The following is a 13,654-nucleotide window of genomic DNA, read 5'->3' on the forward strand; positions in this document are numbered from 1 at the left end:
GGCTAGCTGTAGTGGACCCGGCGTTCGAGCACGCCGAACTGGATGATGGTCAGGCCGAGCATGATCACGAACAGTACCACCGACAGCGCGGCCGCGATGCCGTACTGCCCGTTGAAGTAGAACGCCCGGTAGATCAGGTACACGAGCACATTGGTGGATTCGACGGGGCCGCCACGCGTCATGATGTTGATCTGCGTGAACGTCTGCAGCGCGCCGAGCGTGCTGACGACGATCAGGAAGAAGATCGTCGGCGAAATGAGCGGCACCGTGATATACCGGAACTGCGCCCAGAAGCTGGCGCCGTCGATGCGCGCGCTCTCATACAGCTCCTGTGAAATGCCCTGCAGGGCGGCCAGGAAGATCGTCGTGTTGAAGCCCAGCGACAGCCAGATCGACACCAGCGAGACGGACATCAGCGATGTCGTGTCGCTCGTCAGCCAGGCCACGCGCGGCAAGTTCAGAATATCGAGAATGAAGTTGAAGACGCCGATCGCCGGGTGAAACAGGAACAGAAAGATCAGCGAGGCCGTCGCGCCGGAAATGGCGATAGTGGATGAGAAGATCACGCGGAAGACGCTGATGCCGCGCAGGCTCAGGTTACCCAGCACGGCGAGAAACAGCGCCAGCGCCAGCGACCCCGGAACGACGTACAGCGCAAAAACCAGCGAAATGCGCAGGCTGTTGGCCAGGTCCTTGTCCGTGAAGATGCGCTGGTAGTTCTCCAGCCAGGTGCGCTCCACCGGCCGGCCGATGGCGTCGGTCAGGTAGGTGCTCAGGTCAATCGTCTTGACCAGCGGCATGAAGACAAACAAAAAGAAGATCACGAGCGATGGCGAGAGGAACAACATCGCCGTCAGAAAATTGCGTATGGAACGCATCTGCGCTCGCCGAATGGAAGCGGCGTCGCGTCGAATCAGGGGCTGGGTCGGAATAACAGTCTGCATCGTGGCCGGTGGCTCCGCCTAATGGGATTTGCACTCTCATTGTATGAGTAGTGGGAGCACCTGTCAATCACACCCCCCCCATGCAGCAATTCTCATTTTGGCTTTGGACGGGTACTTTCCAATGCCGGCTTGCTATGAACTGGCCCCCTGGTGCTTGTGACGCAAGCTGGCTCGACAAGAAAGCGGCGTTGCCCTCCCCCCGACCCCCTCCCAACGAAGTTGGGAGGGGGCGAGATCCTAAGGGGAGGTGCGCGGCGGCTGCGCCGCCGCGCCAATCCCCGTTAGCTTTTCCCCTTTCTCCTCCGCGCGCGCGGGGGAGAAAGGGGCCAGAGGATGAGAGGGCAACCTGGCGGCCGGCTCCAAAATGAGAATTGCTGCCCCCCATGAGGCGTCAGCAGATTGTGCGCCCACGACAGTAGATCCTTCACAAGATAGAAGCAGGTCGCTGACCAGCGGATCAGCGACCTGCTTCTGCGCGGATGTGGAGCGAGGCCGCCGGGGCACGTTGCACGCGCCCGGCCACCCCCATCTCTACCGGAGCGTGATGTAAATCCGCGCTCCTGCCGCCTCTACACAAACGCCAGCCGTCTGCCGTCCGCATCCATCGTCTCGGCCAGCGCACGCAGCCAGCGCACGGCGCCGACCGCGTCGTTGATGTCCATCGTTTCAACCGGCGAGTGCGAGTAGCGGCGGCAGATGCCAACGCCCGCGGTCGGGATGCCCTCGCGCGCCAGGTGGATCGACGCCGCGTCGGTGCTCGACTTGCCGATCACGGTGGCGCGCTGGTAGGCGACGCCGGCGCGGCGCGCGGCGGCGTCCATGATCGTCTTCATCGGCGCGCCCATGATATGCCCGCTGTTCGCCAGCAGCATTACCGGCCCGCGCCCGATGCCGGTCGGCATCTCGCGGTAGTAGTCCACGTCGGGCGTGTCACCGCTCATGAATGTGTCGACCACCACGGCGTAGTCCGGCGCAGCGTGCTCGGCGGCCACCTTCGCGCCGCGCAGACCGACCTCTTCCTGCACCGCAACCACGCCCACCAGCGTGCCATCGATCGCAACGCCCTTCAATTCGCGGAACAGTTGCAGCAGGATCGCGCACGAGACGCGGTTATCAATCGCCTTGCCGACCAGCCGGTCGGGGTTCGTCATCGTCTCCAGTTCGCTCAGCCAGACCCACGGCGATCCGATCTCGATGCCCATGGCGCGCGCCTCGTCAGCCGACGCCGCGCCAACGTCCACATACAGGTTGTCCATGACCTGCACCTTCGCGCGCTCGTCGGGCGACTGCAGATGCCCCGACTTCGCGCCGACGACGCCGAGGTGCCCGTTGACCCAGACCTTGCGGCTGATGATCAACGCGTCGAGCACGCCGCCCAGCCGGTCGATCTTGAGATAGCCGTCGGGCAGAATGCTCTTGATGACGCCGCCGATCTCATCGGAGTGCGCTTCCACTATCAGGCGCGGATGGTCGGCGCGCCCGCGCTTGATGGCGTAGAGATTGCCAAACGTGTCGATCTCCACCGCATCGGCCAACCCCGCAAACGCGTCGCGCAGGTAGCGCACCACGGGTTGCTCAAACCCCGGCGGCGCATGCAGTTTTGTCAGGTCTTTCAGGGTGCTGAACAGTTCTGCCTTCATGGCGTTCTCTCCTCGCTTATGGAAATATCAAATGCAACACCAAGACACGAAGACACAAAGAAGGCTCTCGCGAGAGATGTCCTTTGTGCCTTTGTGCCTTTGTATCTTGATGTTTAGCCGTCTTAGAAAGGGATCGTCCGGAGCCGCATTGGCCCCGGACGGGTTCGCCTGTTCCTACAGTGTCCGGAGCAAGCCGGCGATCAGCGCGGCGCGCTTCGGGAGCGCGGGCATGGTCACAAACTCGCTGGGCGAGTGCGCGCCATTGCCCACCGCGCCAAGCCCGTCCAGCGTCGGGATGCCGAGCGCGGCGGTGAAGTTGCCGTCGCTGCCGCCGCCCGTGCCCGTTTCGTCCAGCGCATAGCCGATCTGCGCCGCCAGTTCTTTCGCCACGGCGTAGCGCGACAGGATAGCCGGGGTGCGCTCCATCGGTGGGCGGTTCAGCGCGCCGCTGACGGCGAGCGTCGTGTCCGGCGTGACGGGCGACAGGCCGTTCATCGTCTGCGCAATGCGGTCCCACTCGGCCGTCGTCATCACGCGCACGTCGATCTGCGCGACCGCTTCGGCCGGCACGACATTGCTGCGCGTGCCGGCGTTCAGCACGCCGACGTTGACCGACGTGCCTTTCGCCGGGTTGTTGAGCGCATGGATGCGCAGCACCTGATGGGACATCTCCACGATCGCGCTCCGGCCTTTGTCCGGGTCGGCGCCGGCGTGCGCGGCGCGGCCCTTGATCGCCAGCCGGAAGCCGCCGATGCCCTTGCGCCACGTCTTGATCGCGCCGTGCGGGCCTACGCCCGGTTCCAGCACAAGCACCGTGTCGCTGCGGCGCGCCTCGTCCTCAATCAGCGCGCGGCTGGTGTGGCTGCCGGTCTCCTCGTCGCTCGTCACGACAAATACGACGCGGCGCGCGAGCGGCGCGGCCAGGTCGCGCAGCGCCTTGAGCGCGTAGAGCGCGATGACGATGCCGCCCTTCATGTCGAAGATGCCCGGACCGTATGCCAACTGGCCGTCTTCGTGGTACGGCATCTCCGCCAGCGTGCCGAGCGGGTACACGGTGTCGATATGCGTCAGAATCGTGAGTTGCGGCCCGGCCGCCTGCGCGTTGAACGTGACGCGCAGCTGGTTGCCCGCCTCGGCCTGCGGCAAGACCGCGACCTGCGCCTCCAGCGCGTCGAACTCGCCGGCCAGGAACTCCTGCGCGCGGTCGATCGCCGCTTTGTTGTCGGTCGGCGTCTCGTGCTCGACGAGCCGGCGCAGCGTGTGCATCAGCGCGCCCTGCTCGTTCTGCAGATGGGTATAGATATCGCGTAGTGTTGGCATTACGTAGGCGCCCGGCTTACTGACCGACCGTGATTGTGCCAAATTGCGCTTCTTTGCCATTCAACGTAACTGACAGGTCGTAAGCGCCGGCCTTTAGACCCTTGTCGTCGGTCAGAGACACACACTGCGAGCCGCTACCTTCCTTACTCCAGCGCTGGTCGGCCTTGCTGGCCCCCGCGATCGGATTGCTGTCCTTCTGCCATTCGTAGCCCCACGTCGCGCCGGTTTTCGGCATGCCGGTATAGGTGAAACACGCATAGACCGTCTTGCTGCCCACCGGGGCGTTGTCCACGCTGGCGCCGCTCGGCTTGCCCGTCGTGCTGGAAGGCGCAGTCAGATAGAACTTGATATCGCCAAACGCCGGCTTGCCGGCCGCCGCGGAGCTATCGCCCGTGGTCATGCCGCCGCCGAACAGGAAGACCGCTTCGGCCGCCGCAATCACAAAAAAGATGCAGCAGCACAGCGCAAAGAGCGCCGTGAGGCCGATCCACAGCATCGGCGGCGCGGGGCGCTGCGCTTCATACACCGGTTCGTCATTGTTTGGGTACAGGCTCATGGGTTTGTCCTCGAAAAAGTAAGATTGGGTCACGGCGCGACGGGGACGCTCAGGTGCGCTCCCATTCGGCCACGGCGGCCCGGATCAGCGCGCGAGCGCGCTCGTCCGGCACGGCGTCGATGCTGGTGTAGGTCTGGCCGTTCATGCGGAGCCGAATATCGGGGCCGTCGCCCGCAATCTCGATGTCCGTCATGCCAGGCTGTTCGCGCAGCATGCGCTGCAATATGTCGTTAATGCGGGCGAACATCCATTCCGGCGGCGCTTCGTGCCTGCCCGCCTTGTCTTTGGCCGGTCTGGGCGTTGCCGGAGCGGCGTAGCTTCGGGGACGCAGCATGCTCTCGCGCAGGCGCGTCAGGAAGGGGCGCTCGAAGTTCTCATCGAAATCAAGCGGCGCGGGAAGCGACTCAGCAACCAATGCGCCTGGTGCTGCCGCTTCCGCGGCCGAGACTGTCGGGGGCGTGCTAGACTTGCCCTCACTCGGCGGCGACGCCATCAGCGCCGAAAGCACCACGCGCATCGCGTTACGCAGCGGCTCGTCGCCGATCTCGCTCACGCGGTCCACGCGCCGCCCGCTGATCCACACGATAAGCTGGCCGTCCGCGCCATCGCGCTCAATGCGCAGCAGTTCACCCGGCGGCGCGGCCGCAACGAACGGCGCAGTCGCTGCGGGCGCGCCGGACGCCGTGAACGCAACCGGCTCAGTCTCAAGTTCGACCGCATCACGCAGGGCGCCGCCTTTGAAAAACAGTCGCCATGCCGCCCACAACCCGACGAGAAGGGCCAGAATGGCCAGGGACGCGATAATGAAGACCGGCAGAACGTCCGACATTAGCGCTGGCACCCGGGACAGTAGTGCGCGCTGCGTTGTGCGATCACCGTGTGCGCAATGCGCGTGCCGCAGCGCGGGCAGGTCTTCTGCTCGCGGCGCGGATCATGGTAGACGACGAACTCGTCCTGCATCTTGCCGCGCTTGCCGGACGGATCGCGGAAGCGGCCGTCATGCAGCGTCGAGCCGCCCAGTCGGATACCCTTGCGCAGCACGAACTGAATCGCGGCGTGCAGCCGCTCCGCCTCGGCGGCGGTCAGGTCCCGGGCCGGCCGCCGCGGGTCGATGGCCGCATGGTGCAGCGCCTCGTCGGCATAGATGTTGCCCAGCCCGGCGATGCGGCCTTGATCGAGCAGGAACGGCTTGATCGGCGTCGGGCGGCCGCTCAGAATGCCGGCCAGCGCGCGCGGCGTGAACTGGCGCGCCAACGGCTCCGGGCCCAGGTGCGACAGGCGCGCATCGGGATCGGCGGTCAGCGCCAGTCGCCCGAATTTGCGCGTATCGCTGAACCAGAGCGCGCGGCCATCGTCGAGCACGAAACGGGCGCGCGCATAACCGTCGGGCCGGTCGGCGGCGGCATGCAAGCTAAAATCGCCGGTCATGCGCAGGTGCGCCACCAGTGTTGCGCCGCCGGAGAGGCGGAACAGCAGGTATTTGGCGCGCCGGTCGATGGCGGTGACCGTCTGGCCGCGCATGCGGCGGCAAAAGACAGCCGGCGGCAATGACTCAATGGTGCGCGGCCAGTATACATCGGCGCGCGTGATAATGCGGCCGACCAGTTCCGGCCGCAGGCGGCGCACAACGGTCTCGACCTCGGGAAGCTCAGGCATACTCAGAATCCCATTTTACCCGCGTTTCGGCAATCCAGAAACCCGCGTTCCAGCAATTCTCAATTTGGCTTTGGCCGGGTACGTTCCAATGTCGGCTTGTCATGCGCTGGAGTTCAGGTGCTTATCACGCAAGCCAATTCGACGAATAATGAGTGCTTCCCTCCCCCCGACCCCCTCCCAACTTCGTTGGGAGGGGGAGAGATTCTAAGGGGAGGTGCGTGGCGGCTGCGCCGCCGCGCACCTCCCCGTTAGGTTTTCCCCTGCTCCCCCGCGCGCGGGGGAGCAGGGGATGAGGGGACAACCTGGGGGCCAGACTTCAAAATGAGAATTGCTACCCGCGTTCCTGCGCACAAACAAAAAGGGGCTGCCAACCCGCGGCAGCCCTCTCGCGTTGCTCGCATGTATGGTTTGTTAGTACTGGATGACCGAGTGAATATCGTAGCCCGGCAGGCGCTCGCGGCCGCTCAGAAACTTCAATTCGATCAGAAATGCCAGCCCGACCACCTGCCCGCCGAGCCGCTCGATCAGGTTCACGGTAGCGCGCGCCGATCCGCCCGTAGCGATCAGGTCGTCGACGATCAACACGCGCTGTCCCTTGGCGAGCGCATCGATGTGCATCTCCAGCGTCTCCGCGCCGTATTCCAGCGTGTACGACTCATTGATCTTCTGCGCGGGCAGCTTGCCGAGTTTGCGCACCGGCACGAAGCCTGCCTTCAACTGATAGGCCGCCGGAGCGCCAAAAATGAAGCCGCGCGACTCGACCGCCGCAACCAGCTCAACTTGCCTGGCGGCGAACGGCGCGACCAGATCCATGATCGCCTGGTTAAACGCCGGTCCTTCCTTTAACAGCGTGGTGACATCCTTGAATTGAATACCTTTGACCGGAAAGTCGGGAATATTGCGCACGAGCGAGGCCAAATCCATTACAGGCTCCTTCAAGCGGCAGAGATAGGCACATCAAACCGACGATATTATACCGTTGCGCGGCGGCGCGCGCCAATTGCGCGGCAGCGCGGCAGCAATTCTCAATTTGGCTTTGGCCGGGTACGTTCCAATGTCGGCTTGTCATGCGCTGGAGTTCAGGTGCTTATCACGCAAGCCAATTCGACGAATAATGCGTGCTTCCCTCCCCCCGGCCCCCTCCCAACTTCGTTGGGAGGGGGAGAGATTCTAAGGGGAGGTGCGTGGCGGCTGCGCCGCCGCGCACCTCCCCGTTAGTTTTTCCCCTGCTCCCCCGCGCGCAGGGGATGAGGGGGCAACCTGGTGGCCAGACTTCAAAATGAGAATTGCTGGCAGCGCGGCTGGTACGCGGACTTTCCCGCAGTGAAAAGCACTCCCGTCGAAGCGCGGGCGCTGAGCTTGTCGAAGCGCATCAGCCGACTGGCCGCGTCATTCGACGAGCTGTTCAGAAACTTCGCTGCATTCGGCACCAAAGCGTCACCGGTTGTCGCTCCGGCGAAAGCCGGGGCCCAGGGGCAGCAGCGCTGGATGCCGGCTTTCGCCGGCATGACGGGTTGGCAGTCCGGCGTACCAGTTTCTGTCCGCACGCACGTCGCCGCGGCGACCTAGACTTCTCAGAGAGCGATCGCGTTGGGATGTCACGCAACTATGGAGAAGCCCTGCAAGAGGACGCAGCGCGCCGTTACCACGCCGTCAAGCCGCGCGCCGGCGCCAACCAGTTCGTGCACCGGCGCGGTGTTGGCAACCGCTTAGTCGTGCATTACTTGATGCACGCGTATCCGGTGATGGCGATCCAGCCGGCCGGTGTGTAGCCCGTATTGCCCTTGTTGTCGGTTGCGCCAATGTAATACTGTAGCCAGCCGTTGCTGCCGCCGAGGTAGTACGCGGAATCCGACGCGTCGATCGTGCCGCCCCACCATGAGCGCGGGGGGCTGCCCGGCAGATTCACGAGAAAGAATTGCATCGGCGTGCTGGCCAGCGGCGAAGCCGCGCTGCTGGCGCCGGAACGCCAGTACGCCGAGTACGCCGTCACCGACGACAGCGTCGATGCATCGCTCACGTTGGCGGTGATGGTGACGTTGCCGCTGCCGCCGCAGGAATACGTCAGCGCTGTCGGGGAAACAGCCATGTTGGTGATCGTTGGCGGTGCGTGGTCGAGCGTCGGCGTGACGGTGGGCGTGCGGGTCGGTGTATCGGTTGCGTGCGGCGTGTTGGTGCGCGTATGCGTCGGCGGGCGGGTCAGCGTCGGCGTCACCGTCGGGATGATCCGGGGTGCGGTGGTGCTCGTCGGCACCCGTGTCGGCGTGTCAGTGCCGGGCGGCGTCGCCATCCGCGTGTGTGTGTCGGCGGGCTCCGGGGTGCGCCTCGGCAGCGGTGTATCGACGGGATCCCGCACGGTCGGTTCCGTGGCGGTCGGCGCCGGGGGCATGCGGGTGTCCGCCGGCGTCGCGGCCCGCGTGGACAGCGCGATGCGGGTGGGCGTCGCCGGCGACGAGCCGATCTGCGAACTAAATATTGCGCAGAGCATGCATAAGAGGCAGCCAAATACGGCCGCCGTGATACCAATGAGAGTGCGACGATTGGTGGCCATGCTCGGAATTATAGCACTTTGTCGAGCGCGGATGCACAACTGGGGTGCCCGTCGAGGTCTTGCGCCAGTGGCCCCGGAACGCGGTTTTCAGCATCAGCGGATCACGTATCCGGTCGCCGCGCTCGTCGCGCTCGTGTAGAGGCGAGCAGGCTTCGGCTTCGACAGGCTCAGCCGGCGTCCTCATGCCGCGTCTGCCTTGAGCGCGGGGAGCGAGCGCACAGACCGCGCCCGTACGGGCTTGTGCCTCGCACACTCCGCGGCGGCGCGCGACTTGTCACGTATTCAGTTTGCCGCTAATATATCATCATCTGCTGATGTGATAATATGATGAAATGAGGATTGCGCCATGCTCGTGACTGCCCGGACGCAAGCGGCGGGGCTGAAAGCCAAGCTGTTTCGCGGGTTCGCCGACCCATCGCGCTTGTCGATACTGGATGCGCTGCGCGATGGCCCGCTGACGGTCGGCGAGATCGTGGAGGCGACGCGCCTCAGCCAGTCGAATGTCTCCAATCACCTGAGCTGCCTGCGCGACTGCGGGCTGGTTGCCGCGTCGCCGGAGGGACGGTTCGTGCGCTACGCCTTGAGCGACAAGCGCGTCGGCCGCCTGCTGAACCTGGCCGACGAACTGCTGGCCGACGTCGCCAAGGGCATCTACCAGTGCACGCGCTATAACCCTAATGAGCGGAGCTAAGCGATGGCCAGTTTGCAGACACTTGAAGTGCCCGTGCGCGGCATGGACTGCCACGACTGCACCCAGCATGTCCAGCATGCGATTGCCGCCCTGCCCGGTGTATCGTCAGTGAATGTGCTGCTGTCTTCCGAAAAAGCGGTCATTGAGCTGGACCCGCAGCAGGTCGACTTGCCGGCCATTCGCCGGGCGGTGGCCGGCGCAGGCTACTCTGTGCCCGACGCCGTGCCGGCCGCCGCGGTGAAACCCGCGCTGGCGGATTTCACGCGGCCGGTGCTCACTCTGTTCGGCATCGTCTTCATGGCGGTGCTGTTCATCGTGGTTGTGGGCGAGTGGTTTGGCCTGTTCGAGGCGCTCACGGCGCGCGTGCCGTGGCCGGTCGGCCTGGCGGTGGTGCTCGTCTTCGGGTACCCGGTGTTTCGCAACGTCGTGCAGGCGACGCTCCGGCGGCAGGTCATCGCCCACACGCTCATGAGCGTCGGCGTGCTGGCCGCGCTGGTCGTCGGGCAGTGGGCCACGGCCGCCGTCGTCGTATTTTTCATGCGCGTCGGCGATTATGCCGAGCGGTTCACGACCGAGCGCGCCCGGCGCGCCATCAAGGATTTGACGGCGCTTGCACCGCAGACGGCGCGTGTCGAGCGCGGCGGCGCCGAAGTCGATGTGCCGGTGGGGGAGGTGCGCGCCGGCGAGATCGTCGTCGTGCGGCCCGGCGAGCAGATTCCGGTGGATGGCGAGGTCGTCGGCGGCCAGGCGACGGTCGACCAGGCGACCATCACCGGCGAGTCGATGCCGGTCGAAGCCGGGCCAGGCTCAAAGGTCTACGCGGCGACGTTTGCGCGGCTGGGCAGCCTGCGGGTACGCGCTACCCATATCGGCGCGGATACGACGTTCGGGCGCGTGATCAAGCTCGTCGAAGAGGCCGAAACACACCGCGCCAGCGTGCAGCGAATCGCTGACAAGTTCTCGGCGATCTACCTGCCGGTGGTCGCCAGCGTCGCGGCCCTGACGCTGCTGCTGCGGCAGGACCCGCTGGCAACCGCCGCGGTGCTGGTCGTCGCCTGCTCGTGCTCGTTTGCGCTGGCGACGCCGATAGCCATGCTGGCCTCGGTCGGCGCCGGCGCCAAACGCGGCCTGCTGATCAAGGGCGGTCGCTACCTGGAGATCCTGGCGCGCGCCGATGTGCTGCTGCTCGACAAGACCGGCACGCTGACGCTCGGCAAGCCGCAAATCACCGACATCGTCGCGCTGGACGGCACCGGCGAAACGGAACTGCTGACGCTGGCGGCATCGGCGGAGCGTTACTCCGAACACCCGCTGGCGCAGGCGGTGCGCGAAGCGGCGCACGAGCGGGGACTGGCACTGCATGAGCCCCGCGACTTTCAGGCACTGCCAGGGCTGGGTGTGCGCGCACAGATCGATGGCGTGGCCGTGACGGTTGGCAGCCGCCGGGCAATGGGCGCGCCGATCCCATTGGACAAGGCGGACGAGTTGGAAGCGCAGGGCAAGACGCTGCTAATCGTTTCGCGAAACGGGACGGTGGCCGGCATCCTGGCTGCGACCGACACGCTGCGACCGGAAGTGCCCGGTGCGCTGGAGCAGGTGCGCGCGCTCGGCATCAAACAGATTGAACTGCTGACCGGCGACAACGAGCGCACGGCGGCCGCGCTGGCCGGTCAACTACACGTATCGTATCGCGCCAATCTGCTGCCGGAGCACAAGATCGCGATCGTGAAAGAGTATCAAGCCAAAGGCCGCGTCGTCGTGATGATCGGCGACGGTGTGAACGATGCGCCGGCGCTGGCCCAGGCGGACGTCGGTATCGCCATGGGCGCGGCGGGCAGCGACGTGGCGCTGGAGGCGGCGCGGGTGGCGCTGATGCGCGAGGACTGGATGCTGGTGCCGCAGGTGCTGCGGATTGCGCAACGCACGATGCGGGTGGTGAAGATGAACATCGCGTTCACGGCAGTCTATAATCTGGTCGGCCTCTCGCTGGCCGCATTTGGCTTCCTGCCGCCGATCTTCGCCGCGGCCGCGCAGTCACTGCCGGATATCGGCATCCTGGCCAATTCGTCGCGGTTGTTGCGGCAGAAGTAGAGGGTAGCCTCTGCCGGCGGCGTTCTTGACGCGTATGATGCCTGAACGGAGGCTATATTGTACTGCGCGCTTTTGCCGAATGACAAAAGTGGCACACTCGACCGTGTCACTGCAAGACAGCCGGTATCATTATGTCAACGGCTGATCATTGCGGCAGATTCTCGATCGGCACCGGCTCGATCGGGTCGGCCGGCGTAAAGCCGAACACTTTCGCGTAGAAGTAGAACTCGGCGTCGAGCGCGCGCTTGATGTTCTTCGCCTGGCGGAAGCCGTGCTGCTCGCCCTCGAACGGCACGTAGGCGACCGGCAATCCCTTGCGCTTGACCGCCTCGAACATGATCTCCGCCTGGTTGGGCGGCACGACCTTGTCCTCCAGCCCCTGCAGGAGGATCAGCGGCACGTGCAGGCGGTCGGTGTGGTAGATCGGCGAGCGTGCGAGGTAGAGGTCGCGCCGCGCCGGGTACGGCCCGATCATGCTGTCGAGGTAGCGCGACTCGAATTTGTGCGTGTCGCGCGCCAACGCCTCCAGGTCGCTCACGCCGTAGTGGCTGGCGCCGGCCTTGAACTGCGTGCGGAAGGTCAGCACGGCCAGCGTGGTGAAGCCGCCCGCGCTGCCGCCGGCAATGCAGAGTCGGTTGCTGTCGGCCAGGCCGTGCTCCACGCAGTAGCGCGCCGCGTGCACCACGTCATCCACGTCCACGATGCCCCACTGCCCGTTCAGACGGCGGCGGTAGGCCGTGCCGTAGCCGGTGCTGCCGCCGTAGTTCACATCGAGCACCGCGAAGCCGCGGCTGGTCCAATACTGCGTGCCGAGGCTCAGCGTCGTAGAGGTTGAGCCGGTCGGCCCGCCGTGCGCCTTGACGTGTAGCGGCGGCAACTCGCCGGCGGGCGCGCTGAAGTCGCGGTTGTGCGGCGGGTAGTAGAACGCGTGCGCCGTCAGCCCGTTGGCCGTCGGGAACTCGATCGCGCGCGGCGTCGACACATACCCCGGATCGGGCGTGACGCTCATTGCGCGCCGGATGACTTCGTGCTTCCCGCTGGTCAGATCGAGCAGCACCAGCGAGTACGGCTCGGCCGGCGCGCCGCCGATGAAGACGACCTGCCCGTTGGCGGCGTGCACGTGCGAGATGTCGGTGTACGGCGTCGCGACCGGGGTCAACTGCCCACTCGCCGTGTCGAGCAGCGCGAGCCGCGCCTCGCCGTTGACCACGTAAGCGCAAATCAACTGCTGCGCGGAGAGTACGGCGTAGGCCGAGATGCCGAACGCCCACTGCGGGCGGCCGAACTCGGCTTCCATCGGGCAGATGGCGTCGGTGTAATCGTCGCGCCAGCGATTCATATTCCACCAGCCGGTGCGGTCCGAGACGAAATAGAGCGTGCCATCGGGCGCCCACTCCGGCTGAAAGATCGACTCGCTGATGCCGCCGGCGATCCGGCGGGCGTTCTGTGGCGCGCCCGCGTCGTCAAGATCGGCCAGCCACAACTCGCAGCCGTCCCACGGCATGTTGGGATGGTTCCAGCACAGCCACGCGAGCCGCGCGCCGTTGGCGCTCAGGCGCGGCGTCGAGAAGAAGTCGAAGCCGGAAGCGAGCACGGTGCCGCCGCGCTCGTCGCCCTCGCTATCGATCGCCGCCAACGTGTTGACCGCCTCGCCGGGGCCGGTGTGGTCCTCGCGCACGGCGATGATACGGTGGCGGCGGCGATCCATGACGCCGTCGGCATAGCGCAGATCGACGGCGGGCGAGAGCGGCAGCGGCGCAGCGCCGGCATCTTGCCGGTAGAGGCGCTGGTCGGCGAAGTTCGCAAAGAAGAGCGTGCCGCCGTCCACCACAAATGCCGCGCCACCGTATTCGTGCGCGCGGGTGCGCGCGTTATAGGGCGCCGGATTAATGTCCGTGATCGTGCCGTCCGGCGCGCGGCGCGCCACGACGAGCCGGCCCTGCTCCCAGGGCCGCGACTCCGACCAGGTCACCGTGCCGCCGTCGAGCGACACGTCGCCGAAGCGGATCGTCGCGGCAGCGATCAGGTCGGACGTAATCGGCGATTTCCACGAGCCGTACGGTGCAATTGCAGATGTACTCACGGGCATGCTCCTCGATCAAACGTGCCGTTGAAAACCAGAAGGCGCAGAGCCCCGCGTGATGCGGCGGCCCTACGCCTCCAGATTACCACAAACCGGGGCGCCGCCGCAACTACCAGCAATTC

13 protein-coding genes are annotated in these 13,654 nt (G+C 65.7%); 4 read left to right on the forward strand and 9 right to left on the reverse strand.

Going from position 1 to position 13,654, the window contains the following annotated elements:
• Window positions 1-2: 2 nt before the first annotated feature.
• The 7 genes from HZB53_10025 to HZB53_10055 all read right to left on the reverse strand — a co-directional run bounded on the left by HZB53_10025 (window position 3) and on the right by HZB53_10055 (window position 7,040).
• On the reverse strand, window positions 3-878 hold the full coding sequence (locus tag HZB53_10025) for a sugar ABC transporter permease (protein MBI5877979.1): 876 nt from the start codon (window positions 876-878) through the stop codon (window positions 3-5).
• Window positions 879-1,513: 635 nt separating this feature from the next.
• The gene (locus HZB53_10030) at window positions 1,514-2,584 is read right to left on the reverse strand and encodes a M20/M25/M40 family metallo-hydrolase (protein MBI5877980.1); all 1,071 of its coding nucleotides are present in this window, start codon (window positions 2,582-2,584) and stop codon (window positions 1,514-1,516) included.
• A gap of 174 nt (window positions 2,585-2,758) precedes the next feature.
• A complete protein-coding gene (locus HZB53_10035; GenBank protein MBI5877981.1) occupies window positions 2,759-3,904 on the reverse strand; it encodes a M20 family metallopeptidase in 1,146 nt (381 codons plus the stop codon).
• Between the two features lie 16 nt (window positions 3,905-3,920).
• A complete protein-coding gene (locus HZB53_10040; GenBank protein ID MBI5877982.1) occupies window positions 3,921-4,460 on the reverse strand; it encodes a hypothetical protein in 540 nt (179 codons plus the stop codon).
• 49 nt (window positions 4,461-4,509) lie between these two features.
• Window positions 4,510-5,289 (reverse strand): hypothetical protein, encoded by a 780-nt coding sequence (locus HZB53_10045; GenBank protein ID MBI5877983.1) that lies wholly within the window; start codon window positions 5,287-5,289, stop codon window positions 4,510-4,512.
• Window positions 5,289-6,116, reverse strand: a complete 828-nt coding sequence (gene mutM, locus HZB53_10050; GenBank protein ID MBI5877984.1) for a bifunctional DNA-formamidopyrimidine glycosylase/DNA-(apurinic or apyrimidinic site) lyase — start codon at window positions 6,114-6,116, stop codon at window positions 5,289-5,291. The genes HZB53_10045 and mutM overlap by 1 nt, the downstream gene beginning before the upstream one ends.
• Window positions 6,117-6,527: 411 nt before the next feature.
• A complete protein-coding gene (locus tag HZB53_10055) occupies window positions 6,528-7,040 on the reverse strand; it encodes an adenine phosphoribosyltransferase (GenBank protein MBI5877985.1) in 513 nt (170 codons plus the stop codon).
• A 339-nt stretch (window positions 7,041-7,379) separates the two neighbouring features.
• On the opposite strand from HZB53_10055, the gene HZB53_10060 reads away from it, so the two are divergent.
• Complete coding sequence (locus HZB53_10060) at window positions 7,380-7,685, forward strand: hypothetical protein (GenBank protein MBI5877986.1); 306 nt, start codon at window positions 7,380-7,382, stop codon at window positions 7,683-7,685.
• A 26-nt stretch (window positions 7,686-7,711) separates the two neighbouring features.
• The gene (locus HZB53_10065; protein MBI5877987.1) at window positions 7,712-7,888 is read left to right on the forward strand and encodes a hypothetical protein; all 177 of its coding nucleotides are present in this window, start codon (window positions 7,712-7,714) and stop codon (window positions 7,886-7,888) included.
• Here the strand turns inward: HZB53_10065 and HZB53_10070 are convergent.
• Window positions 7,837-8,604, reverse strand: coding sequence for a hypothetical protein (locus tag HZB53_10070; GenBank protein MBI5877988.1), 768 nt, complete (start codon window positions 8,602-8,604; stop codon window positions 7,837-7,839). The genes HZB53_10065 and HZB53_10070 overlap by 52 nt on opposite strands.
• Window positions 8,605-9,013: 409 nt before the next feature.
• Here HZB53_10070 and HZB53_10075 point away from each other — a divergent pair, with 409 nt between their 5' ends.
• Window positions 9,014-9,358, forward strand: coding sequence for a helix-turn-helix transcriptional regulator (locus HZB53_10075; GenBank protein ID MBI5877989.1), 345 nt, complete (start codon window positions 9,014-9,016; stop codon window positions 9,356-9,358).
• Window positions 9,359-9,361: 3 nt separating this feature from the next.
• Window positions 9,362-11,449: a cadmium-translocating P-type ATPase gene (cadA, locus tag HZB53_10080; protein ID MBI5877990.1), complete on the forward strand. Its 2,088-nt coding sequence runs from the start codon at window positions 9,362-9,364 to the stop codon at window positions 11,447-11,449.
• A 145-nt stretch (window positions 11,450-11,594) separates the two neighbouring features.
• On the opposite strand, the gene HZB53_10085 is transcribed toward cadA, so the two are convergent.
• A complete protein-coding gene (locus tag HZB53_10085) occupies window positions 11,595-13,532 on the reverse strand; it encodes a S9 family peptidase (GenBank protein ID MBI5877991.1) in 1,938 nt (645 codons plus the stop codon).
• Window positions 13,533-13,654: the final 122 nt, after the last annotated feature.

It is taken from the genome of Chloroflexota bacterium (genome assembly GCA_016235055.1).
Lineage (GTDB): Bacteria > Chloroflexota > Anaerolineae > JACRMK01 > JACRMK01 > JACRMK01.